The organism is Anseongella ginsenosidimutans (assembly GCF_008033235.1).
Classification (GTDB): domain Bacteria; phylum Bacteroidota; class Bacteroidia; order Sphingobacteriales; family Sphingobacteriaceae; genus Anseongella; species Anseongella ginsenosidimutans.
The window spans coordinates 3,509,450-3,533,902 of record NZ_CP042432.1 but is presented as its reverse complement, the minus strand read 5'-3'; the positions used below and the strand labels follow the sequence as shown (position 1 = coordinate 3,533,902).

Genomic DNA, 24,453 nt, shown 5'->3' with positions numbered 1-24,453 from the left:
TATATAGGACAATTATGGCCGGAACCGTTAATTACCTTGGCCGTGGACGAGAACTTCCTGAACTGCCTCCGGACCTCCCCGAACTGCCAGAAGAACGCGGTGAGCTGCTTCTTGGCGGCGGTGAATAAGTCGGCCTGCTCTGCGGGCGCGGTCTTGCCTGTGGCCTGGACGTTTCTCTTGGCGGCGCAGCGCGTTCGGTACGCGGCCTTTCGGTGGACCCGGGGCGTGCGGCTGGCCGGTCGGCTGATGAGGAAGGCCTTCTTGCCGGCTGGGTCGTCTGACGCGGCCTTGAAGAAGGACGTTCCGAAATAGTCCCGCTTCCGGGCCTCGGACGGCTGTAATTCCCGTCGTTGACGGAGCCTACGCGCGGCCGGGGACGGTTGTAAGTCCCGTTTGAGGGCCGGTAGATCGGGCGGCTATAGTAATAACCCGGATGATATCCTCCCCAGTAACCTCCATATGAGGCATAATTATAGCCCATATAAGGCGTACTATAATAGTAAGGGGAATAAAAATAAGGGGAATAACTATAATACCCCCAAGGGCGGTAACCTCCGTAATATCCTCCAAACCCTAAACTCAGGCCTAAACCAAAACCGGGCCTCAGCCAGGGGTCGTAATAAAACGGGTCGTAATAATCGAAGTAGCTGAATCCGTAGAAAGGAGAATGGAACCTCCTCAAACGGTGCGTATAGCTGTTGTAATAGGAGTCTTCTTCATAATTTTCGTCATAACTATCGTCATAACTTCTCCTGTACGCGTATTCATCCTCTTCGTAGGCTTCCTCTGATACATTGGATGCGTAAGATTCCTCCGGAGTATATTCTTTTCCGTAAAAATCGTCATCCACCGATTCTTTGGCTAATTTTGGTGCAGCGCAGGAACCGAGTAAAAGAGAGCCAATTGCTGTTATGTAGACTAACTTTTTCATGACTAAACTATATCTGATGTAAGAACGCTTAAATTTATAAATTTGTTTCCGTTTACGGGTAAGATTAAATATAACATTTTTTATACATACATACAATAATAGCGCAGATTTATGGCAAATGTTTTGACGAGCAAGGAGGAGGATTATTCCCAATGGTATAATGACCTGGTGGACGAAGCGGGCCTGGCCGAGCATTCGGCAGTGAGGGGTTGCATGGTGATAAAACCGTACGGTTATTCCATATGGGAAAAAATGCAGGGCGCCCTGGATAAAATGTTCAAGGATACCGGGCACTCCAATGCTTATTTTCCCTTGTTTATCCCTAAATCTTTTTTAGCGAAAGAAGCCTCGCATGTAGAGGGCTTTGCCAAGGAATGTGCAGTAGTAACTCATTACCGGCTCAAAGACAGCGACGAAGGCATTATCGTGGATCCTGATGCCCGGCTGGAAGAAGAGCTGATCGTCAGGCCGACATCTGAAACAATTATCTGGAACACGTACCGCGGATGGATCCAGTCCTACCGAGACCTGCCCGTACTGGTGAATCAATGGGCCAATGTAGTACGCTGGGAGATGCGTACCCGGTTATTTCTCCGCACCGCGGAATTCCTTTGGCAGGAGGGCCATACCGCCCATGCTACCCGTGATGAGGCGGTGAAGGAAGCCGAGCAAATGCTGGAGGTCTATGCCGATTTTGCGGAAAACTGGATGGCCATGCCCGTGCTGAAAGGCATAAAAACGCCCAATGAACGTTTTGCCGGCGCGCTGGAAACTTATTGCATTGAAGCCCTGATGCAGGATGGAAAAGCGCTACAGGCAGGCACATCGCATTTTCTGGGCCAGAACTTTGCAAAGGCCTTTGATGTGAAGTTTACTGACCGTGAAGGGAAGCTGGACCATGTATGGGCTACTTCCTGGGGGGTATCCACCCGTTTAATGGGCGCTTTGATCATGGCGCACGGAGACGATAATGGCCTGGTTGTTCCGCCGAGGCTGGCTCCCCTGCAGGTGGTGATCGTACCTATTTACAAAAAAGCGGAAGAGATCGGCGCCATCAGCGAAGCGGTTGAAAAGATTATGGAAGCCCTGAAAAGCAAAGGCATCAGCGTAAAATACGATGACAGCGACAAACAGCGTCCCGGTTTTAAATTCGCCGAGTATGAATTGAAGGGAATTCCGGTCCGGATTGCCATAGGGCCACGTGACCTGGAAAAAGGAACCGTAGAAATTGCCCGCAGGGATACCCGGGAAAAAATGACGGTTTCCATGGAAGAAACTCCGGCTAAAGTTGCCGCGCTGCTGGAAGAGATCCAGCAGAATATTTATAAAAAGGCTAAAGATTTCAGGGATGCCAATACGCGCCCGGCGGATAGTTATGACGAATTCAAGCAGCTGCTGGAAGAAAAAGGGGGCTTTATTATGGCGCATTGGGACGGGACTGCCGAGACCGAGCAACGTATTAAGGAGGAAACAAAAGCCACTATTCGCTGTATTCCATTGAACAACCCGAAGGAAAAAGGGAAATGCATCCTTACCGGTAAGCCTTCGGAACAACGAGTAATATTCGCCAAAGCATATTAAGCATGACTGAAAAAAAAGAAGCGCTGGTAAAGAAGATCCGCGACGAAAACTACGAAGCAATCCTGAAAAATCTGAAAGGCCGGGCCGCCCTTAAACAAGCCGTTTACAAGGAGGTCTGCCAGGTTTACAAGGAATTGCTATCTTCCCTGGAGATGATCAGTGGAAAGCTGAAAGACGATATTGCCGAAGTGAAGGATGTGGAGATCGAATTAAGGGAGATCAACCAGTTTGAGTCCATGCTGAAATTTGGAAGCGACGTACTGATCGTTTCTATGCATAGCAATGTGTTTTATGTGAATCCTGCTCATTTTATTCATAAAACGGGTTATGTAAAAGAGGATAATTCCAAGGCTTACTGCGGGGTGATCCATATTCACAATTTCCTGGCTGATTCCATCAAATATAACCGTACGAACGATACGGGTTACCTGGTTGCGCGTATTTTCATTAACAAGGAGCGCCATTTTTTTGTAGAAGGACGGGGCCAGTTCTCCTTCCTGTACGAGGACTTCAGCGAAAGCGTTTTAGACAAGCTGGTGATTGATAATATCGTGGAACTGGCCATCAATCATAGCATTGAATTTGACCTGGTAGCTCCTGATTTTGAACATATAAAAGCCATCAGCCTGATGGACAAACAACTTCAGTATGCGAATTCCGGTTACCAAACCGATAAGCAGCTGGGTTATAAATTCAGCGCCCAGGCAGGTGTCAAATAAAGGCGGGGCTATGAGGGTCAGCCTTTATTTAAGGAGCTACCTTTAGGATAACGGGCTCGCAGCAGTATTGCGGCTGGCCGTCAAAAAAACAGAATCATGAAATTCGGAACAAAAGCCATTCACGCGGGTGTGTTTCCCGATCCTTCCACGGGTGCCATTATGACCCCGATTTACCAAACCTCTACCTATGTACAGGCGGCTCCGGGGGAGCATAAGGGCTATGAATATTCCCGCACGCAGAACCCCACCCGCCACCAGCTCCAAAATAATATTGCCGCCCTGGAGAACGCCAGGCACGGCTTCTGCTTCAGCAGCGGGATGGGGGCTATTGACACCCTGGTGAAACTGCTGTCCCCCGGCGATGAGGTTATTGCCACCAATGATCTCTATGGCGGGACCTATCGTATTTTCACGAAAGTGTTTGAAAAATATGGGATCAGGTTCCATTTTGCGGGGATGGAAGATGCTTCCGCGGTGCAAAGTTTTGTGAACGAACGCACGCGGATGATCTGGGTGGAAACTCCTACGAATCCAACGCTTAAAATTAACGATATAGCCGCCATATCCGCGATTGCAAAGCAATGCGGGGCGTTGCTGGCCGTAGATAATACCTTTGCTTCGCCCTACCTGCAGACGCCGATGGATCTTGGCGCTGATGTGGTAATGCATTCGCTGACGAAATATATGGCGGGTCATTCTGATGTGGTAATGGGCGCTCTTGTCTGCAACGACGATAAACTGGCGGAGGACATTGCCTTCCTCCAGAACTCCTGCGGAGCTGTTCCCGGCCCCCAGGATTGTTTCCTGGTGCTGAGAGGCATTAAAACCCTGCACCTGCGCATGCAGCGGCATAGCGAGAACGGCGCCGCGGTAGCGCGGTTTTTAAACGAGCATCCTGCGGTGAGCAAGGTTTATTGGCCAGGCTTGCCCGATCACCCCAATCATGATGTCGCCCGCCGGCAGATGCGGGATTTCGGCGGAATGCTTTCTTTTAGCCTGAAAGGCGACCGGATCGAAGATGCGATGCGGGTACTAAGCGCCACCAAGGTGTTTTCACTGGCAGAATCGCTGGGCGGAGTCGAATCCTTACTGGGACATCCGGCTTCTATGACCCACGCGGCTATTCCCCGGGAAGAACGCTTGAAAAGCGGAGTGACGGATGGGCTTATCCGGCTTAGTGTTGGGGTGGAAGATGTTGAGGACCTTATCGGGGACTTGGAACAGGCGCTTATTTGAAGTTGCTTCGCGAAGTTGCTTCGAGAAGTTGCTTCGCAACGGTTTAAAGTTTAAAGTTTTTAGTTTAAAGTTTAAAGTTTTTAGTGCTTCTCGAGGGTGCTTTGCAACAGCTTAAAGTTTAAAGTTTAAAGTTTAAAGTTTTTAGTTTAAAGTTTTTAGTGCTTCTCGAGGGTGCTTCGCAACAGTTTAAAGTTTAAAGTTTTTAGTTTTTTTGCTTCGCGTAGTTGGTTTGCAATGGTTTAAGGTTTCGAATGATAAGAAGTGATGTTTTGATTTCCGGGGGCTTGCGTAATGGGGGATTGAGGGGATGAAGGGGTTTTTGGATGCGAAGGTGGAACAGTATAATCAGCCTGGGTTTATTGAGAATGACCCGGTTTGTATTCCGCATTTGTTTACCCGGAAACAGGATATTGAGATCATGGGGTTTTGGGCGGCTGTGCTGGCCTGGGGGCAGCGGAAAACCATCATTGCCAAGTGCAGGGAACTGATCGGGCTGATGGACGGTACTCCTTATGAATTTATTACGCAGCACGAGGAATCTGATCTGAAACGTTTGCTGGGCTTTAAACACCGGACCTTTAATGCGACCGACACCCTTTATTTTATTGAATTCTTCCGGCGTCATTATGCGGAGTTCGATAGTTTGGAAGAAGCTTTTACCGGCAGTTTTTCATCGTTTGGTGCAACAGGTTCCGGAAAAACGAATCTTGGTAAAGCAGCTCTCGGCGAAACAAATTCGAATGAAACTGAATCGGGTGAAACAGGTTCCTTTAAAACAGCTTCTGGTGAACCAAATCCCGGTGAAAGAGATTCCAATGAAACGGGATCCGGTGGTTCTGAGCCCATGGAAGCCTGTTTGAATGCCTTCCGCCGGAGGTTCTTCAGCCTGGAGGATTTTCCACGCCGCACAATGAAGCATATACCAGCTCCGGAGCGCGATTCGGCCTGTAAAAGGCTGAACATGTTTCTTCGGTGGATGGTGCGGAAAGATGATAAAGGAGTTGATTTCGGGTTGTGGACGAAGATTCTTCCGGCATCGCTTATTTGTCCCTGTGATGTACACGTAGAACGCGTAGCCCGGAAGCTGGAATTGATCCGGCGCCCGCGGGGAGGCTGGCAGACGGCTTTGGAACTAACCAGGAATTTGCGGAAATTGGATCCTTCCGATCCGGTGAAATATGATTTCGCCCTTTTCGGCATGGGTGTAGCCGGCGAAATTTAATCCTAGATATGGTACAATTCAGCGCGGAAATAGCACGTTTCGAAAAGAACGGGGAAAAGACCGGCTGGTTCTACATTTTGATACCCGAAGCCACCGCTCAGGAGATCAAAGCAGGCAACAGGCAGTTTTTCAGAATCCGGGGGACCATTAACGGCCATGAATTCGCCGGCCTTGGCCTTATTCCTACTGGTGGCGGCGGTTTTATTCTGGCCGTCAATGCCGGTATCCGGAAAACGTTGGAAGCCAGGCTGGGGGATATGCTGCACCTAAGCGTGGAAGAAGATACCGACTTTGAAATCATCATCCCGGCTGACCTGGAAATTTGCCTGGCCGAAGATCCAAGGCTCCTTGAAAATTTCATGAAGTTCAATAAAGCCAACCGCAACTATTTCATCAACTGGATCAACGGCGCGAAAACCGAGCCCACCCGCACCAGGCGCATCGCCATGACAGTAGAAGCCATGGAACTGGGACTGGACTTCGGGGCGATGATCCGCCGTGATAAAGCCCGCCGGCAAAGCGGGGAAATCTGAATATTTTAGCGCATGCAACAAGACTTTCAAAATGATACCATCGTGGCCCTTGCCACCCCCGCCGGCACCGGCGCCATTGCCGTTATCCGCCTTTCCGGCCCTGATTCAATTCGCATTGTCAATAAGGTCTTCCATGGGAAAAACCTGGAAGAACAGCCCTCTCATACCTTGCATTTGGGTACGATCAATGATGGCGAAACGCTGATAGACGAAGTATTGGTCAGCCTGTTCATTGCTCCTCGTTCCTATACGAAAGAGCATTCAGCAGAGGTGTCCTGTCACGCTTCGCCCTATATTATTGACCGGCTTATCCGGCTTTTTATCCGCGAGGGAGCCCGCGCCGCAAAGCCCGGCGAATTCACTCAGCGCGCTTTCCTTAACGGCCAGCTGGATCTCTCGCAGGCCGAAGCCGTTGCCGACCTCATTGCTTCCACGTCCGGTGCATCCCACCGCGTAGCCCTGCAGCAATTGCGCGGCGGCATTTCCGGGAAACTGCAGCAATTGCGCGAACAACTCATCCAATTTGCCTCCCTGATAGAATTGGAACTCGATTTTTCCGAAGAAGACGTGGAATTTGCAAACCGCGAGCAGCTGAGCAGCCTGGTGCATCAAATCCGGCTCGAACTTGGCAGGATGATCAGCTCTTTCGAATTAGGCAATGCCATTAAAAGCGGCCTGCCTGTCGTCATTTCCGGCAAACCCAACGCGGGTAAATCCACCCTTCTGAATGCATTGCTGAACGAAGAACGGGCAATCGTTTCCGATATTCCCGGCACCACCCGCGATATTATTGAAGACGAACTGGTCATCGGCGGCATTCGTTTCCGCTTCATTGATACCGCCGGCATCCGCGAAACTACCGATAAAATCGAGGCAATAGGAGTGGAGCGTGCCTATGGGAAGATCAAACAATCAGCCATTGTGCTGTACCTGTTTGATCCGCGTGAAGTTTCACCGGTTGAGCTGGGAGGGATATTGGACGAGATCCGCACACACATGGCCAAGCCGGAAAACCTGCTGGCAGTAGCCAATAAAATAGACCTGCTTGAAAGCGAAAAAGTACGTTCGGATTATTCATTCGCCGAAAATTTGTTGCTGATCTCCGCCAGGGAACAGCAAAATATAACGATTCTTACTGATGCCTTGTTAGAAAAGGCCCAGGCCGCCCGGCTGGACAGCGATGAAACGATCATCTCCAACATCCGGCACATCGAAGCCCTCACACGCACGGACGAAGCGCTCGCAAACGCCCTGGAAATGATGGAACAACTGGTAAGCGGTGAACTGCTTGCATTTGAGATCCGGCAGGCGCTTCATTACCTGGGAGAAATCACGGGAAGCATCAGTAACGAGGATTTGCTGGATAGTATTTTTTCGAAGTTTTGTATCGGGAAGTAGGTTTGCTCTCCCGATTGAACGCAATGCGTTCAGAATTGAGGGGGCGTCTTCCTGATCCGGATGGTGAGTGCTTCCGCAGGATTTGTTTCGAACAGTTGACGCCGCTCAGCCGTCGTAAACCCCGCCTTTTTCAGGGCTGGAATGAGGTCTTCAAAAACGGACACATAGGGACGGATCATGCCACCTCGCGGCTTTCCTACTTCGTACCACCCGGCATCGTGTGAGATGAGGACGCGGTGTAGCAGGCGTCGAGCCTTCATGTCTTGCAGGAAAGCCACATAGCGGTCTGCCAATTGCGGATACAGGCCGTCGAAGGCCACCCAGCCTCCTGCCTTGGCTGCCTGGAGATGCAAGGCTCTATCCGGCTCGCTCTGCGCATGCGTCCATACCCATGCCTCCGGTGCCGCGCCGGTGTCGGTGATAATCGTCAGCTCTTCGAGTGCGGCCCGCCCATCACCGGTGTGTACAAAGATGGTCAGTCCCGTTTCAAGGTGGGTGAGCGCAGCGGCCCTCATAAGTTTGCGCTGCACGGCCGACAACGGGTAGCGGTCTACTCCCGTTTTGATGAAGCCCGGTTTGATTCCCGTATTGTCGATGCCGTTCCGCCATTCGGAAATCCATCGTTCGGCGAGTTGCTCCGCGGTTTCCGTGTACGCATGCGGTGGCAGGTATTTTTCACCTGCGGCTCCGTAATAGCCGGTATTGGTGATGATATGCAAGCCCGATGCATCGGCCAACCGTTTAAGCAGTTGGGCATCGCGGGCGAGCCACTCCGGCGTACAATCTACGAAAGTCCGTACGCCCCGGCGGCGAGCATCTTCCAAAAAAGGGAGCATGGTGTCGAACACCTCGTCTTGCCCATAGCGCATCGGGTTGACCTGGTCTGCGCCGATGAAATCGACCAGGATGTGTTCGTGCGATAATATAAAACCGAGTTTGCGGGTAGGAACGGGGCCGTTGACGGTGACGACATGGTCCGGCGGCCGCAACAACTGAAACCGGTCAAGGCCGGCCAGCGGAGCCGTGGCCAGCAATCCTTTTTGGATGAAAACGCGTCGCTTCATGGCCTCCATGCATAGTACAAATCGAATATGCTACAAATCGGCAGCTTTTGCAAACGCGATTTATTGCGTTGTGTGCTTTCTTCATCACGGACAAGGCTCTAAGCGATCTAAGATCGTCTAACACCGGCTGTCGGCAGGAAGTTTTACATCATCCGTTCAATATATCGTGCTATAAAATGGCTCTATAACCTGCTGTATGTCAAATAAATAAAATCCTGCAGCGGGAAATAATGAGAATTCCCGGTTTTATAAAGATATTTAGTCATCAGCTTATTATCTAAAATTGTTCTTAAATGATGAAACATTGGCTTTTACTTTTCTTCCTGCTTACCAGTATATCGGGTATAGCCCCGGGGCAGGCCAACAACCCGCAGGAAAACGTGGTGATTACCTCAAATAATGAGAAAACCCGGGTCCGGACGACTGAAACGGGGGGATTGCAGATTAACGTTTCAAAAAAGGACCTCCTGAAATTTAAAGAAAACGGGTATGTCCGGTATAGTGACTTCGGCGCCAAAGGAGATGGTAAAACCGACGATATCGATGCCATTGCGGCGGCACATGCCTTTGCGAATCAGGAGGGCTTACCGGTGAAAGCTGATGAAGGAGCAAGCTACTACATTGGCGGGAAGGCCCGTACAGCGGTCATTCAAACAGAAACCGATTTTGGAACCGCCGAATTTATCATTGACGATACCGAGGTCAAAGATCGAAACTTGCATGTGTTCCTGGTGAGTTCCACGCTGCTTCCTTTCACCCCTGGGGGGATATCCTCCCTTAAAAAGAACCAGGAGAAAATAAATGTTCCTTTACCGGGCCCCAGTCTGATCACTGTCACCAATTCATTCGTAAAACGGTACATCCGGTTTGGGCCGAACCAAAATAACGGCGCATCGCAGACGGATATATTTATCGTTGACAAAGTCGGCAATGTGGACATGAATGCGCCGATCATCTGGGACTTCGATAAAATAACGGACATCACCGCAATTCCCATTGACCAGACAAGGCTAACCATTAAAGGAGGAAAATTTACTACCATAGCTAACAGAGCAGAGTCAAAGTATACTTATTACAGCCGTGGAATCGCTATCCGGCGCTCCAACGTCCTGGTGGAGGGGCTCGTACACCGCATCACCGGGGAAGGTGAACACGGCGCGCCATATGGCGGCTTCCTTAATTTTCGAGATTGCGCCAATGTAACCGTCCGGAACTGTATCCTGACCGGCCATAAAACCTACCGGACCATCGGATCGGCAGGTGTCCCCGTCTCCATGGGCAGCTACGACATTTCTCTCAGCCGGGCTCTCAATATCTCGTTCGAACATTGCAGCCAGACAAATGATATTAACGACCCAACCTACTGGGGGATTATGGGCTCCAATTTCTGTAAAAACCTGGTTTTGGATCACTGCACCTTTTCGCGCTTTGACGCTCATATGGGTGTGGCCAATGCCACTATCCGCAATTCCACGCTCGGGCATATGGGAATAAACGCGATCGGCAGCGGAACTTTTCTCATTGAAAATTCCACCCTTAACGGCAGAAGCCTCATCAATCTCCGCCCGGATTATGGCAGTACCTGGCAGGGAAAATTTATCATCCGGAATTGTGTGTTCATACCGGCAGGCGGCAGAACGGCCACCCCCATACTTATCGGAGGCTCCAATTCCGGACAGCATAATTTCGGCTATACCACTTATATGCCGGAGCTGATCATCATCGAAAACCTGCACATCGATGATTCCAACCATCCGGAAGATTACCACGGTCCGGCCATCTTTGCCAATTTCAATCCCAAAATGACCGACGATTCCTACGTCGAAAAATATCCCCATATACGAACCGAGGAAGTCATCCTCAAAAACATAACCATCGAAAGCGGCAAGAAACTTCGGGTGAGTGATAATATGTATTTGTTTAAGGATGTGAAAATAAGTGCTGAATAGAAATCGCATTACCCAGCAAGCCGCCCCGCATTCATAGAACTTATAATGTGTTTGATAAAGTAAGTGTTTGCTATTCTACTAAACAAAATATCGGCATTTTGTTTAGTACAGTAAACAAAATATGGTATATTTGCTTATTGTAATAAACAGATATGGAGAAGTTGTTTGAAAAATTTCAACAAAAAATTGCCCATATATCCACGCAATTCGTAAGAAGCAGTATATCTGCCATCAATTGGAAGGCACGCCTAATCGGCATAAAGGGCCCAAGGGGCGTAGGTAAAACAACGCTAATGCTCCAGTATATAAAATTGTACTTAGGAGAGAATATAAACAGTACATTGTATGTAAGTCTTGACGATATATGGTTTAGTAATAATAAGTTAGTTGATCTGGCTGAAGATTTCGTGAAAAGAGGGGGAACCCATCTGTTCCTCGATGAAGTGCATAAATATCCTGACTGGTCTCAAGAATTGAAAAACATCTATGATGATCATCCGATGCTTCAAGTTGTCTTCACGGGTTCATCGCTACTGGAGATATTGAATGCCAGGGCAGATTTGAGCCGTAGAGCGGTGATATATTACATGCAAGGATTGTCTTTCCGTGAATACCTCGCCATTGAACAGGGTGTTTACTTTGACCCGCTTCAGTTGGAGACAATAATTCACGACCATTCTTCTTTGTCGGCGATGGTATTGAAGAAGATAAAGCCTTTACAATACTTCTCACAATATCTAAAAAACGGATATTATCCTTACTACCAGGAAGAGGCTGATTTGTATGCCAGGCGAGTAGAAGAAGTTATCAATATGATGCTTGAGATAGAATTGCCTTTGCTCCGGCAAATGGATATAGGCTATATTCGCAAGATCAAACAATTGCTGCTCATTATAGCAGAATCGGCTCCGTTTATACCAAATGTGAGCAAAATCAGCGAAAAGATCGGGATCAACCGGGCTACCTTGCTGTCTTACTTGCATTATTTGCAGGAAATCGGACTTACACGTAACCTTTTCCGCTCCGCCTCGGGCATCAGTCGTTTACAGAAGCCAGATAAGATATATCTGGAAAATACAAATCTTGCCTATATACTGGGCAATGCAAATATCGGAAACGTACGCGAAACATTTTTTGCCAATCAATTGGATCACCAACACCAGCTGCTCTTTCCGGAAAAGGGCGACTTTCTCGTCGATAACGAATATGTTTTTGAAATCGGGGGGAAGGATAAATCTGCTGAGCAGCTTCGGGGAATAGTCAATGGCTTTATCGCTGCTGATGACATTGAACATGGTTTTCTGCAGAAAATCCCCTTATGGTTATTTGGCTTTTTATATTAACGCCCGCAAATTAACTGTGATGTTCGAATCGCCGAAATGGCGTTTTCTGCCCGAAGTTAGGTTTGGCTATAATAAAGGATGCTACCCGCGCCGCTTAAAATGTAGGCGGCGGCGCATTAAGGTCGGAATCCAGGAAATCAGTGATCATTGGTATCAGCCAATCTGTTTGCTGCATCATGCCAATATGGGTGGTGCCCGGGAGAATTGCCAGGCGGGATTCCGGTAGCCCGTAAATATCTCCCATTTTTCCGCCGCCTTTGGCCCGGAACAACTCCAGTGCATGCTCATATCGTACGCCGTCGGCATCGCCAATGGCCATGAATATCGGGGCCTTTATATTTTTTACCTCCCGGGACCAGTCATAAGGCTTCAGGTCTATACTGATAACTTTCTTTACAAATTCCGGAAAATGTTCCGGGTCGTTTCCAAGACTATCATATTGTTTTTTTATGGGGGTGTTTTCAAACATCTCCGGGGTGAAGGTAGCAAAGCTGGCTTCTACATCGGGCCACCAGCCATCGTGGGCATAGGCGCCGGACAATATGACGAGCCTGCGTACCTGTTCCGGATGACGCACAGCTATCTGGAAGGCTACGCCGCCGCCCATGCTGTACCCGAGGATGTCGGCGCTGTCAATTTTAAGGTGCTTTAGCAGGCCGGATACATCGTCTGCCATGCCTTCATAGCTGATTTCCCGCGATATATCCTTGGTGCGGCCATGGCCTTGCATTTCGGCCACTATTACTTTCCGGTCCTTAGCCAGCAGCGGGATGATACGCGACCAATTTAATGGTATATTCATAAAGGAGCCATGCAGCAGCACAATGGGTTGGCCTTTACCATAGACTTCATAATACATCTTTAATCCGTTTATGTCTGCATACCCGCTTTCAGCAGGTTTTGTCTCCTGGCTTACAACGGTGTCTTGCTGAGGCCGGCAGGCTATTACCGTTAGAATAATGGCAGCCAGGAAACCGGTTTTGATTCGTGTATTCATGTTTTGCTATTTGTTTGAATACAAAGTTCGGCAACCATACGATACAGTTCACAGGGTGTGTGCGACAATAACAGGGCGAAAAGCGACGCATAAATTATGTTGATCAATTTTATATCTTTATACAAATGCAAGCAATTAGGGCGAAGTTCAGGCAGGTAACCTGAGCATAATAATTAAAACAAATTAACATGAAGGAAATCCGGAAAGAAGACATCAAACAGGAGGTGTTTGATCTTTATGACGATTACGCGCATAACCGGGTCGGCCGGCGCGAATTTATGCAAAGGTTATCTACATATGCTGTGGGAGGGCTCACGGTAGCGTCTCTTGCGAGTTTCCTTATGCCTGATTATAAGAACGCTATTCAGATCCGGCAGGACGATCCCCGTTTAAAGTCAGAATATGTTAATTATCCGTCCGTAAAGGGCGGCGGAACTATTAAGGCTCTATTGTCCATGCCTGCGGATGCGGAACAGCGGCTCGGAGGTGTCATAGTTGTTCATGAAAACCGGGGCTTGAATCCGCATATTGAAGATGTAGGAAGGAGGGCTGCTTTGGCAGGATTTATTTCAATCGCACCTGATGCCTTAACCCCCTTAGGAGGTTATCCTGGAAATGATGACGATGGCCGGGAACTTCAGCGTAAACGTGACAGAAATGAAATGCTGGAAGATTTCATCGCCGCTTTTGAATACCTGAAAGACCACAAAAATTGCAATGGCAAAGCCGGAGTGGTTGGTTTTTGCTTTGGCGGCTGGATTTCAAATATGATGGCGGTACGAATTCCGGACCTGGCGGCATCTGTGCCATTCTACGGCGGGCAGCCCGAAAGTGAAGATGTCCCCAAAATACAGGCGCCGCTTCTCTTGCATTATGCGGAGCTGGATACCCGTGTGAATGAAGGATGGCCGGCCTATGAAGCGGCTTTAAAAGCTAACAATAAGGAATATACAGCTCACATGTATGCCGGAGCAAATCACGGCTTTCATAACGATACAACACCTCGTTATGATAAAGCTGCAGCAGAGCTTGCCTGGAAACGTACCATCGATTTTTTTAATGAAAAGTTAACCTGAGATCCTATTCCGCAAAAAAACTGCGGGCATATGCCGCATGTCGCATTTACTGAGCGCTGATCGTTTAGACTGATAATTTGTGGCATCAAAATGGGAACTGGTTGGAGAGGACCAAACCCGCCCGTTATGATGCAAGAACGCTATTGTGCAATCCAAATAACAGCCTATGAAAGGTTTTTTGAACGAGATTTTAAGAGGTTTGCGGGCTTGCCCCAAGTACCTTCCGGCTAAATACTTTTATGACGAAACCGGCGACCGCTTGTTCCAGCAAATCATGAGCAGTCCTGAATACTACCTGACGCGCTGCGAATACGAAATATTCAGTTTGAAAACTCCTGCAATTGCCGATCTGCTGCAAAGCCATTTGCCGCTTTTTGACCTGGTTGAACTGGGAGCCGGCGATTGCCTGAAGTCGCGTTTTCTGCTAAAGGAGCTGGTGCATCGAAACCTTTCCTTTACCTTTTATCCCGTAGATATTTCCGCAAACGTCATTGAACAATTAACTCAAACGCTGCCGGAGGCAATCCCTGGTCTTAAGCTGCATGGATTGAACGGGGAATACCTGGCGATGCTGGAAAAGGCGCGGCAGCTTTCAGACCGTCCAAAGGTCGTGCTGTTTTTAGGGGCCAATATCGGCAACCTGGAAAAAGACCAGACCGGGATATTCCTGGCACAGATTCGAGCAACGCTTAAAAAGGGAGACTTGCTATGCATCGGCTTTGACCTGAAGAAGGATCCGGATATTATTTTATCGGCCTATAATGATAAGGCCGGACTCACACGAGCATTCAACCTGAATCTGCTGAAGCGGATAAACCGCGAGTTCGAAGCTGACTTCGATCTTACAGCTTTTAAGCACTTTCCCGTTTATGATCCGGTAAGCGGGGCCTGCCGGAGTTTCCTGATCAGCCTTAAACAGCAGCGCGTGAACATGAAAACAGCTGGCGAAAGCTTTTGCTTTGAACCCTACGAGCCGGTTTTTATGGAGATTTCTCAGAAATACTCCCGGGACGAGATCCTTGCTTTGGCACTCACCAGCGGTTTCAGGCCGCTCACCACCTTCTGCGACAGCAAACATTGGTTTGGGGACGCAATATGGGAAGTGGACGATAAATAACGCAAAAGGAATTTCTATTCAATTCTGTAAGACCGTTTCTCGATAAATGTTCGGCCAAACATGTCGGTTGCTTTTATTTCTATCGTATGCGTGCCCCTGGGCAGATCATCCGGAAGAGACGCTTTCCACAGGTGATCGCTGATCGCTGCGGCGCCGGGCCTTCTTCCTTCCCATAATTCTTCCGTCATATCCCAGGCTACCTGCTTGGCGATAAAGGTTGGGTCAAATTCTTCGACTCTTTTCATTTCTTTCCATTCTCCATTGTCGACCCGCATCATTACCTCATCATCCGCGCTGCCCATGTAAAAATTCGCATAAACCGGTGAAGAACCTTTTACCTTATACCCGGTCACTTTCGGTGCATAAATTCCTATCTGGTGTTCCGCAGGTTTATCCACTGCTTTATAGTCGATTATGTACTGGTTGCCGTCAAACGTAATAAAGGAATAGCCTTTTGGAGTGCCATCGGCCATCATGGAGTAGGGGATTCCTTTTTCATTCAGCCGCCCGCTATACCAGTTGCCGGAAGTGGTTCCTGAATTGAAGTGATGATGAGGCTTGTCCTGCAACCAGCCTTGCCGGCGATCCATGAAGAAATGGGTTTGCCTGTGCGTATGGGCTGACAAAGAAAGGGTGTAGGGAAAATCTTTTAATAGTTCGAAGAGACGGTCCCTGTCTTCCGTGCGGAAGGAATTTTCGTGGGAAATGGGAATATGAAAGGCCAATACGATCAAATGGTCTTTTGGGACAAACTGAAGGTCGTTTTTAATAAACTCAAGTTGCTGATCGTTCAGGCCTCCCCAATAACCTTTTTTATCACGCGGATCCGGGTAAATAATGTCGTCCAGCACGATGAAATGAACTTTTCCGTGGTTAAAGGCATAATTGGCCGGGCCAAAATGAGCTTCGTAGGACTCGTCAGACAATGAATCTGCTTCCACATCGAAATTAATATCATGATTTCCCATCACGTTAAACCAGGGAATCCCCACTTCACTGGTTGCTTCGATATATGGATTGAACAAGGTAGGTTTATTCCCTACCAAATCACCCAGGCTCATTCCAAATTCAAATCCTTCCACTCCGCGAAGTTCATTAATTACTGCATTCCGGTAATAGGAAACCTCGTCCAGGGTATATACCTGCGGATCGCCGAAAAGGATCATTTTGAAATTTTCCGTTACCTCATTTTTCTTCAGGCCGAAATTGACCTCTTTAGGCAGATCACCCGTTGACTCCACCCCCGCATATTCCAGCTCGGGCGACCCCTGGGGCTTATGTATATAGTAAAATTGCGGAAGCTGCTGATCATTTACCGTTACGTTATACGTGCCGGGCTTTATCACCGAAATGATCTGATCATTTCCTGCGGGGAGTTCATACCGTCCCTTGTCGTCGGTTTGCACAACCTGGATGCCGTTAGTTACGGAAACACCCGGAATTCCTTTTTCTCTTCTTTCCTTAACCCCATTCTGGTTTACATCTTCGTAAACATACCCTTTTGCAATTTCCTGCGCAAAAGCTGTAAAGGAGATGAACATAAGACCTAAACTGCCAATGATTACCTGTTTTTTCATGAATCGCTTTTATTTGAATATATATTGATCTTTATGAATTTACCCGGAACGCCCAAAGATATAATTTAGGCGATCATTTCATCGCACAAAGGTGCCATTTGAATGTTTCCTGAACGTTAAGCGAAGCTGATATTAATAATATATAGCAGGACCGGTCCGCAAATGATATATTTACCTGGGAAATGTTTGCTGATATAAATATTACCACGGTTTTAGACCTGATGGGGACCTTTGCCTTTGCCATAAGCGGCATCCGACTGGCTTCGGGTAAAAATATCGACTGGTTTGGTGCGTACATTGTCGGGTTAGTGACGGCCATTGGCGGAGGAACCACGAGAGACCTCCTGCTCGGAGTAACGCCTTTCTGGATGCTGGATGCAAAGTACTTTATTACCACTGGCGTTGCGCTGATAGCCGCTTTGTTGTTTAAAGACAGGTTGCTCAGATGGGGCAATACACTATTTTTATTTGATGCCATCGGGCTTGGACTGTTTACCATCGTTGGTATTAGCGTAAGCCTTGAGGCAGAATTGCCTTTCTGGGTTTGTATTGTAATGGGTGGCGTTACCGGAACGGTAGGAGGTGTCTTCAGAGATGTTATTATCAACGAGGTGCCTTTGATTTTTCGTAAGGACATTTATGCACTCGCAAGCATAACGGGAGGTATCATTTATTTCCTTTGTTATCAATTCCAATTCCCGGATGCTGTATCCGAAGTGATTGCTGCATTAACGGTGATCGTAATTCGCATAATTGCTGTGAAGTTTCATATCCATCTGCCTATATTAAAATCTATCAATTCTGAAGACAGATAATTTACATGCTATATGTTCAGGACGAAAAGTTTATGGATTCTTACCGGGATTGCATTGATATGCAGCATTTCTTATGTCTGGGAAGAAGGGCAAGGTTCCTGCCTGTTCCCGTCAGGAGGACGTGCCTCCAATGAAAGATAATTACCCCGGCCTTTCTGTTTCCGTCTCAAGTGAACTCCTGTTGAACGGTAAGCCCTACATGGAGCTTTTGGCCTCCATAGAAAAAAATAAAGTTCCCCTGGCAGCCATGCGGATGTTCGACTACCCGCCGCATAACGAAGCAGAAGAGATCAACGTAAGCCCAACTAACGGGCCGCGGGATACATGCTGCAAGAGATCATGAAACTCAACGAGCGGCTGTTGCAACCTTAGGAAGAGTTACCGGTCTTATCCAATATTGAAAACAAAACCTGAACTAAAGCAGACAGATAGGGACCTGGTAAAACGAATACTGGGAGGCAGCCATGATGCTTTTGGTGTACTGGTGAAAAATACGGAAGGGCTTGTTGCGCAACTGGTTTTTAACATGATTCCGAGTCCCGCCGACCGTAAGGACATTGCGCAAGAGGTTTACCTGAAAGCCTATATAAATTTGAAAGACTTTAAATTCAAGTCTAAATTGTCAACCTGGATCGGTCAAATTACCTATCATACCTGTCTTCATTACCTTGAAAAAAAGCGGCCATTCCTGCTGGAAAATTTGGCACATTCAGATATTGAAGAAGATTCGCTTGAGCTGTTAATGCAAAAACAGCATAGACATGTCAATCAAACTGAAACGAAATTATTTGAAAGTGAGCTGCAGATGATACTGAAGACAGGAATCAGCCTTTTGTCTCCGCAATATCAGACATTGATTGCTTTATATCATCAGGAAGAACTAAGTATGAAAGAAATTGGTGAGATCACTTCGCTTCCTGAAGGGACGGTTAAAAATTATCTCTTCAGGGCAAGAAAGCAATTGAAAACATATTTATTGGCTAAATATAAAAGGGAGGAATTATGACCACCGTGCATTTAACTGACAAGCAGTTGCAGGAGTTTGCAGAGGTCCCGGATAACCTGGGTCCGGAGGAAATGCTACATATCAGTAAATGTGAAAGCTGCCGGTTGCGGGTAAGAAATTATACGCTGCTGTATGCAGGTTTGAACGCGATGGAAAAGCCGGCATTTGATTTTGATCTTGCTCCCCTGGTTGTCGGGCAGCTTCCTCCGAGCCGGATTTCCGCTCCCAAATCGAAATACTATTGGGCGGCTGTTTTATGCGCCTGTATTGGAACTGCGTTCGTGGCGCTGATGGTATGGGTTTACAGTCCACAGCTTGCTGTGCTGTTTCGCCGTCTGCCGGGGATCGGATTATACATGGTAGTAATACCAACTTCAGTTACCTTTCTTCTTCAGTGTTCCGCTTACATAAAAGAATACAAGCGCAACCTTATTTTCGGTGACCGGTCTCATCAGTTATTGAAATAAAAGATATCCAGATGAAAACAATTACTTCTATTATCGCCGCACAGCCTGAATTAGGTACCTCGGAGAAAATAACAATAGCAATGGCCGCATTAAGCGTCATTGCCGTGTTGCTGATCATTTATCTTGCTTCAGCATTTCTGCTGACACTGGTTCGGCTATTTTTGAAAAAGTCACTAATTGCGAAAGGAGTTTCACAGGACCTTATTATGCAGTTGCTAGCCCGGGAAAATAACCAGAAAAGCCTCGCTCTTAAATGGTGCTGCCTGTTCAGCGCCGCAGGCCTGGGGTTATTGCTGACTTACTTTTTTCAACCTATAGGCTGGCATTCAGTTATAATTCTCACCTTTAGCCTGGCTGCTGGTTTCCTGGTTTGGTACCTATTGCTCAGGTAAGCTCCTGGCCACGGCATTAATCACCCGGGGTTTGTTCAGCAGGACAAAATATTTGTTATTTTTAGGAAAAAACCGACGATGAAGCAAATCAACTTAACCTTATTATTTTCGTTTCTGTTAACCACTTTCAGCTTTGCTCAGGAAAAGCCAGTTAATCCGTTTCTTGGTATCTGGGAACTGGGCCTTTCTGTTTACAATGGTCAGAACGCTACGAATCCGCAAATTACGCAGTTAAAGGAATATCGCGCTGATAGCACGTTTAACGCCTACATAATTGTTCCGGGTGATCGCAGATCTGTTCAAACCATGGCTGGGACGTATTCAATTCAAGGCGATAGCGTTTATACGGAAACGATCGTGAAAGCGACCAACACCGGCTTGATCGGCGACAGCTATACTATTGTTTTCTACCGGGAAGGCGACCAGCTTAGATTAAAGGGAAACGTAGAAATGGTTAATCCGTCCGGAAATAACACAAAGGTTTTCTATAATGAACGCTGGGATCGACTAGATTTTCCAGAATAAAATCATAATTATAGCCGGCGAGCTTGATGGTCTATGGCCGATTTTAACTTTCTTAAACCCTTTGGTTTTAAGGGGTTAATTTCCATGGAATAGTTTGTACGTTTGCATTAAACACATCGTCAATGCAAAATCAAATTGAAATTTATCAAGGCAATGATGGCCAAACGCAGATTCAAGTTAAGTTTGAACAGGATACCATTTGGGTGAATCAAAAACAAATGGCCGAATTATTTGGGAAGGATACCGATACCATTGGATTGCATTTGCGGAACGTATATGGAGAAGGAGAACTGGATGAAGGGGCAACTACCGAGGATTTCTCGGTAGTTCAACAAGAAGGTACACGCAGCGTCCGTAGAAGGATTAAATTTTACAACCTTGACGCTATTATTTCGGTGGGATATCGGGTGAACTCCAAACGTGGTACCCAGTTCCGCCAATGGGCCACCCAGCGTCTCAAAGATCACCTCTTGCAGGGCTATACCATCAATGAAAAACGATTGGCTCAAAAGCAGCAGGAAGTACAAACTCTGAAAGACGGCATTCGTATTTTGAGCCGTGCCATTGAAGAGAAAGCCAATGATTCGGATTTTGATTGGTTAAACCGCTTTGCAAAAGGGCTTGAATTGCTCGATGACTACGACCATGAGAGACTGGACAGGAAGGGATTAACTCAAAGAGAAACAGTATACCCTGAGATGGAGGATTATCAAATGATGATCGATACCATGAGAGCCGACTTTGAATCGGCTGTGTTTGGAAAGGAGAGGGATGGGAGCTTTCAAAGCGCCGTGGCGCAAATTTCTAAAGGCTTTGGAAATGAAGACTTTTATCCTTCTATTGAAGAAAAAGCATCCACATTGTTATATCTGGTCATTAAGAATCACGGCTTTGTAGATGGCAACAAGCGCATAGCAGCAGCCTGTTTCCTGCTTTTCCTGGAGAAAAACCGGCTGCTCTATACGAATAATCTACAGCCTATCATCAGTAACGAGGCGCTGGCAAGCCTGGCCCTGTTTGTCGCGGCCAGTAAACCGGAAGAAATGGACACTGTAAAGAAATTGGTGATTAGCGTGTTGAACAGGAATCAGTAATCCGGCCATCCTTAAAGAAACTATCGCGGATCTACCCTGCGGACGACACGTTTTGTACTTCCTCCCGGACTTTGATCAAGTGTATTGCCGGATTTCGCCATGCGGCGAAAAGGAGTATCGGGAAACGATAAAATTTTTGTTATTTAGAATGCTGAAGAACCACCGGATGTAAATGCTCAGACAGAATATAGAAAAAACGCTCGGGGAAAAAATACCGAATGCGGCTTACGAAAAATTCATGGAGCTGGCGTTTGAAAAATCTTTTGATAAGAAGGAGCTTCTTGCCGAGCCGGGAAGCGCCTGTAACTATCAATATTTCATTTTACAAGGTTCCTGTTTTTCTTATTATATCAATGAAAGAGGAGATAAGAACGTCATCCAATTGGCCATAGAGAATTATTGGATTACGGATGCAGCCAGTTATTTTGCCGGCAAACCTGCTGTTTCTACCATTGAGACCCTGGAGCCTGTCAAAGCATTGCTGCTTAACAAACAAAATTTTGATCTGCTTTGTAAAGCGCATCCTTTGCTTGACCGGTATTTTCGTATGTTGCTCCAGAATACGCTGGCTCATTTGCATTACCGGATTGCAAAAACCAACAGCGAAGATGCCGCCCACCGGTACCTGGCTTTTTCAAAATTATATCCGCATTTTATTCAGCGTATTCCCCAATATTTGATTGCGTCCTACCTTGGTATAGCGCCCCAATCGCTAAGCAGAATCCGTAAGGAAATTGCCCGCAAGGACTGATTACAGCAAAAAAAGCAAACATTCCTTTCTTAACATAGGTGAATGGAAACCGGGGTTTCCTGCACGACCTTTGTATTATAATTTAATAAACAAGAATATGAACACTGCAGTAACAAAATGGATCCTGGATCCTACGCACAGCGAGCTGACTTTTAAAGTAAAGCACCTGATGATCACGAACGTGAAAGGCGAATTCCGGAAATTCAATGCATCGGTGGAAAGCAATGGCTCCGATTTCAGCAATGCTAAAGTATCGGCTACCATTGATGCCGGTTCAATCGATACCAACAATACGGACCGCGACGCCCATTTAAAAAGCGCTGATTTTTTCGACGCTGAAAACAACGCGGAAATCACTTTTGAAAGTACCGGGTTGACCAAGCTGGATGAAGACAATTATCAGCTAAAAGGACTGCTGGGAATGAAAGGAGAAAAAAAAGAAATCGTGCTGGATGTTGACTTCGGCGGATTTGTAAAGGATCCTTACGGAAATGAAAAGGTTGGTTTTTCAGTAAGCGGTAAACTTAACCGTAAAGACTGGGGCCTGAATTGGAATGCTGCCCTGGAAACCGGGGGCGTTATGGTAAGCGACGAGGTGCGCTTAAATGCCGAAGTGCAGTTTGTAAAACAGGCCTGAATAAAAGAACAGGCTCAAAATAAACGGTCATGGAAAATAGAATAGCCGGATTGCATCATATTACTGCTATAGCAGGGGATGCACAGCGTAATTATGATTTTTATACCAAAGTACTCGGTTTGCGTTTGGTTAAGAAAACGGTCAACTTTGATGACCCGGAGACCTACCATTTCTATTTTGGCAACGAAACCGGTACGCCTGGAACCATCCTTACTTTTTTTCCATGGCCGGGGGTTAGACAAGGAAAAAACGGCGCGGGCATGGCCACTGAGATTGGCTATTCCGTGCCGGAAGGGAGCCTGGTATTCTGGAAGAATCGCTTTGAGCAGCTTAACGTTCGTCATGAAGGGATCGGTGAAAGGTTCGGAGAAAAGTACCTGCCTTTCCGGGATCCGGACGGGCTTTGGCTTGCTTTGATCGAATCGAGGGAGAAAGACAGCCGGGAAGGCTGGGAAACACCTGAAATTAATGCGGAGGCAGCTATTAAAGGGTTTCATACGGTGATCCTGACCTTAAATGACATCAAAGCTACCGCCGCTATCCTGACTGAAGTTTTCGGCTATAAGTTTATGGCACAGGATGGAAATTTATTCCGCTTCCAAACCGATGCTATTGAAAACGCTGCGACGGTGGATCTGCTGGAATCTCCCGGGGCTCAAAGGGGTATTAATGCGGGCGGCACCAATCATCATGTTGCATTCCGGGTGGAAAATGAAGAAGTACAAATGGCTTTCCGGGAGAAGATCCTGGAACGGGGCCTTTCCATCACGGAGAAGATTGACCGGGATTATTTCTTCTCGCTATACTTCCGGGAGCCGGGCGGCGTCTTATTTGAAATTGCCACGGACAACCCCGGGTTTACTACAGACGAAACAATCGCAGAACTTGGCAGCAAGCTGAAATTACCCAGGCAATATGAAGGATTCAGGGAAAGAATAGAAAACGTATTGCCGGAAATTCAGGCCTGAATAAATACAAAACGATGATGCATAGCAAGGAAATAATTTCGGCGGGAAAGCCCCTGAAGGATGCAGACAAGGCGCTCATCATGCTTCATGGCCGCGGATCCAATGCGCAGGACATTCTTGGACTGGCCCGGCATTTAGACGTGGAAGGATTTGCCCTGCTCGCTCCCCAGGCAACTAATAATACCTGGTACCCTTATTCCTTCATGGCAAATTCTGAGCAAAATGAGCCCTGGCTCACTTCGGCGTTGGAAGTCCTGAAGGAAACGCTTGATGAGGTGGTCGAAGCCGGAATCCCGGCCGCTAATTGTTACTTCCTGGGCTTTTCACAAGGAGCTTGCCTGACCCTGGAATTTGTTGCCCGGAATGCACGCCGCTACGGCGGCGTTATCGCTTTTACCGGCGGTCTGATCGGTGATAAGGTGAACTGCGAAAACTATTCCGGCGATTTTGAAGATACGCGCATTTTTATCGGCAGCGGCAATCCTGACCCGCATGTGCCTTTGGGACGGGTAAAGGAAAGCGCACGCATGCTGGAAGAAATGGATGGCAGCGTCACGCTGAAAATCTACGAAAACAGGCCCCATACCGTCTCCCCGGACGAAATTGAAATAGCCAATGCGCTTATATTGAAGAAATAGCCGGAAAGATATCCAGCTATCAGCGGCTGCAATCAGCGGTCCAGGTTCCCCGCTCGTTAGTAACCAGCATGTTTAAAGAACCTGCAGAAATGGTAATTCCCGTTAAGCCTTCGCCGATACTGACATACGTGCCGTCATCGTCCTTTTCAAATCTGACGCCGGTTATATTGGGTATGCCGGTGCCAAAATCAAAATTATAGGAATTTCCTACCTTGGCTACCGTTACCCGTCCGTCGGCGTCGGAAATATTCTCTTCACCGTCTGTGAATGAAATACTTCCCCGGTAAGTTCCGATAAAAATATCCGAATCGGCCGGGTCGTCATCTTTACTGCAGGCGGTTCCGGCAAATAGGACCGCTGTCATTATCAATATCCCGAGTAGTTTACTTTTATTTTTCATGATTCCTTTTTGTTGAT

General features: G+C 47.4%; 26 protein-coding genes. 21 read left to right on the top strand and 5 right to left on the bottom strand.

The genetic code is table 11. From position 1 onward, the window contains the following. Positions 1-31 precede the first annotated feature (31 nt). The gene (locus FRZ59_RS14715; protein ID WP_132128571.1) at positions 32-931 is read right to left on the bottom strand and encodes a hypothetical protein; all 900 of its coding nucleotides are present in this window, start codon (positions 929-931) and stop codon (positions 32-34) included. A 111-nt stretch (positions 932-1,042) separates the two neighbouring features. On the opposite strand from FRZ59_RS14715, the gene proS reads away from it, so the two are divergent. The 6 genes from proS to mnmE all read left to right on the top strand — a co-directional run bounded on the left by proS (position 1,043) and on the right by mnmE (position 7,620). Continuing rightward, on the top strand, positions 1,043-2,512 hold the full coding sequence (gene proS, locus FRZ59_RS14710; RefSeq protein WP_132128570.1) for a proline--tRNA ligase: 1,470 nt from the start codon (positions 1,043-1,045) through the stop codon (positions 2,510-2,512). A 2-nt stretch (positions 2,513-2,514) separates the two neighbouring features. Then, positions 2,515-3,231, top strand: a complete 717-nt coding sequence (locus tag FRZ59_RS14705) for a hypothetical protein (RefSeq protein ID WP_132128569.1) — start codon at positions 2,515-2,517, stop codon at positions 3,229-3,231. Positions 3,232-3,324: 93 nt separating this feature from the next. Further along, complete coding sequence (locus FRZ59_RS14700) at positions 3,325-4,467, top strand: cystathionine gamma-synthase (protein ID WP_262709594.1); 1,143 nt, start codon at positions 3,325-3,327, stop codon at positions 4,465-4,467. 307 nt (positions 4,468-4,774) lie between these two features. Further along, positions 4,775-5,689 carry a TIGR02757 family protein gene (locus FRZ59_RS14695; RefSeq protein WP_132128692.1) on the top strand — a complete coding sequence of 305 codons (915 nt, stop codon included), beginning with the start codon at positions 4,775-4,777 and terminating at the stop codon, positions 5,687-5,689. 8 nt (positions 5,690-5,697) lie between these two features. Then, positions 5,698-6,222 carry a YdeI/OmpD-associated family protein gene (locus tag FRZ59_RS14690; RefSeq protein WP_132128567.1) on the top strand — a complete coding sequence of 175 codons (525 nt, stop codon included), beginning with the start codon at positions 5,698-5,700 and terminating at the stop codon, positions 6,220-6,222. 12 nt (positions 6,223-6,234) lie between these two features. Then, positions 6,235-7,620: a tRNA uridine-5-carboxymethylaminomethyl(34) synthesis GTPase MnmE gene (mnmE, locus tag FRZ59_RS14685; protein ID WP_132128566.1), complete on the top strand. Its 1,386-nt coding sequence runs from the start codon at positions 6,235-6,237 to the stop codon at positions 7,618-7,620. Between the two features lie 29 nt (positions 7,621-7,649). On the opposite strand, the gene FRZ59_RS14680 is transcribed toward mnmE, so the two are convergent. Continuing rightward, positions 7,650-8,684, bottom strand: coding sequence for a phosphotriesterase family protein (locus FRZ59_RS14680; protein ID WP_132128565.1), 1,035 nt, complete (start codon positions 8,682-8,684; stop codon positions 7,650-7,652). 293 nt (positions 8,685-8,977) lie between these two features. Here FRZ59_RS14680 and FRZ59_RS14675 point away from each other — a divergent pair, with 293 nt between their 5' ends. Then, positions 8,978-10,633, top strand: a complete 1,656-nt coding sequence (locus FRZ59_RS14675; protein WP_225975077.1) for a hypothetical protein — start codon at positions 8,978-8,980, stop codon at positions 10,631-10,633. A 152-nt stretch (positions 10,634-10,785) separates the two neighbouring features. After that, on the top strand, positions 10,786-11,976 hold the full coding sequence (locus FRZ59_RS14670) for an ATP-binding protein (protein ID WP_132128564.1): 1,191 nt from the start codon (positions 10,786-10,788) through the stop codon (positions 11,974-11,976). 94 nt (positions 11,977-12,070) lie between these two features. On the opposite strand, the gene FRZ59_RS14665 is transcribed toward FRZ59_RS14670, so the two are convergent. Then, the gene (locus FRZ59_RS14665; protein ID WP_132128563.1) at positions 12,071-12,973 is read right to left on the bottom strand and encodes an alpha/beta fold hydrolase; all 903 of its coding nucleotides are present in this window, start codon (positions 12,971-12,973) and stop codon (positions 12,071-12,073) included. Positions 12,974-13,161: 188 nt separating this feature from the next. On the opposite strand from FRZ59_RS14665, the gene FRZ59_RS14660 reads away from it, so the two are divergent. Together FRZ59_RS14660 and FRZ59_RS14655 are read left to right on the top strand one after the other, a co-directional pair. After that, positions 13,162-14,049: a dienelactone hydrolase family protein gene (locus tag FRZ59_RS14660; protein WP_132128562.1), complete on the top strand. Its 888-nt coding sequence runs from the start codon at positions 13,162-13,164 to the stop codon at positions 14,047-14,049. Between the two features lie 166 nt (positions 14,050-14,215). After that, positions 14,216-15,166: an L-histidine N(alpha)-methyltransferase gene (locus tag FRZ59_RS14655; RefSeq protein WP_132128561.1), complete on the top strand. Its 951-nt coding sequence runs from the start codon at positions 14,216-14,218 to the stop codon at positions 15,164-15,166. Positions 15,167-15,180: 14 nt separating this feature from the next. On the opposite strand, the gene FRZ59_RS14650 is transcribed toward FRZ59_RS14655, so the two are convergent. After that, the gene (locus tag FRZ59_RS14650; RefSeq protein WP_132128560.1) at positions 15,181-16,743 is read right to left on the bottom strand and encodes a calcineurin-like phosphoesterase C-terminal domain-containing protein; all 1,563 of its coding nucleotides are present in this window, start codon (positions 16,741-16,743) and stop codon (positions 15,181-15,183) included. Between the two features lie 182 nt (positions 16,744-16,925). Between FRZ59_RS14650 and FRZ59_RS14645 the strand changes: the two genes are divergently transcribed. The 11 genes from FRZ59_RS14645 to FRZ59_RS14595 all read left to right on the top strand — a co-directional run bounded on the left by FRZ59_RS14645 (position 16,926) and on the right by FRZ59_RS14595 (position 24,036). Next, entirely contained in the window at positions 16,926-17,558 is a 633-nt protein-coding gene (locus FRZ59_RS14645) for a trimeric intracellular cation channel family protein (RefSeq protein ID WP_132128559.1), read from the top strand. 73 nt (positions 17,559-17,631) lie between these two features. Next, on the top strand, positions 17,632-17,901 hold the full coding sequence (locus FRZ59_RS14640) for a hypothetical protein (RefSeq protein ID WP_132128558.1): 270 nt from the start codon (positions 17,632-17,634) through the stop codon (positions 17,899-17,901). Between the two features lie 54 nt (positions 17,902-17,955). Further along, entirely contained in the window at positions 17,956-18,564 is a 609-nt protein-coding gene (locus FRZ59_RS14635; protein WP_132128557.1) for an RNA polymerase sigma factor, read from the top strand. Beyond that, entirely contained in the window at positions 18,561-19,031 is a 471-nt protein-coding gene (locus FRZ59_RS14630) for a hypothetical protein (RefSeq protein WP_132128556.1), read from the top strand. Before FRZ59_RS14635 ends, FRZ59_RS14630 begins: the two co-directional genes overlap by 4 nt. 11 nt (positions 19,032-19,042) lie before the next feature. Continuing rightward, positions 19,043-19,423 (top strand): hypothetical protein, encoded by a 381-nt coding sequence (locus FRZ59_RS14625; protein ID WP_132128555.1) that lies wholly within the window; start codon positions 19,043-19,045, stop codon positions 19,421-19,423. A gap of 78 nt (positions 19,424-19,501) precedes the next feature. Beyond that, positions 19,502-19,948, top strand: a complete 447-nt coding sequence (locus FRZ59_RS14620) for a DUF4488 domain-containing protein (protein WP_132128554.1) — start codon at positions 19,502-19,504, stop codon at positions 19,946-19,948. Positions 19,949-20,070: 122 nt separating this feature from the next. Next, entirely contained in the window at positions 20,071-21,042 is a 972-nt protein-coding gene (locus tag FRZ59_RS14615) for a virulence RhuM family protein/type II toxin-antitoxin system death-on-curing family toxin (RefSeq protein ID WP_132128553.1), read from the top strand. Positions 21,043-21,214: 172 nt separating this feature from the next. Further along, positions 21,215-21,793 carry a Crp/Fnr family transcriptional regulator gene (locus FRZ59_RS14610; protein WP_132128552.1) on the top strand — a complete coding sequence of 193 codons (579 nt, stop codon included), beginning with the start codon at positions 21,215-21,217 and terminating at the stop codon, positions 21,791-21,793. Between the two features lie 97 nt (positions 21,794-21,890). Then, a complete protein-coding gene (locus FRZ59_RS14605) occupies positions 21,891-22,430 on the top strand; it encodes a YceI family protein (protein ID WP_132128551.1) in 540 nt (179 codons plus the stop codon). A 29-nt stretch (positions 22,431-22,459) separates the two neighbouring features. Further along, positions 22,460-23,398: a ring-cleaving dioxygenase gene (locus tag FRZ59_RS14600; protein WP_132128550.1), complete on the top strand. Its 939-nt coding sequence runs from the start codon at positions 22,460-22,462 to the stop codon at positions 23,396-23,398. 14 nt (positions 23,399-23,412) lie between these two features. Beyond that, a complete protein-coding gene (locus FRZ59_RS14595) occupies positions 23,413-24,036 on the top strand; it encodes an alpha/beta hydrolase (protein ID WP_207910245.1) in 624 nt (207 codons plus the stop codon). Between the two features lie 19 nt (positions 24,037-24,055). Here FRZ59_RS14595 and FRZ59_RS14590 read toward each other — a convergent pair whose 3' ends face one another. Continuing rightward, complete coding sequence (locus FRZ59_RS14590; protein WP_132128549.1) at positions 24,056-24,436, bottom strand: hypothetical protein; 381 nt, start codon at positions 24,434-24,436, stop codon at positions 24,056-24,058. Between the last annotated feature and the right edge of the window lie 17 nt (positions 24,437-24,453).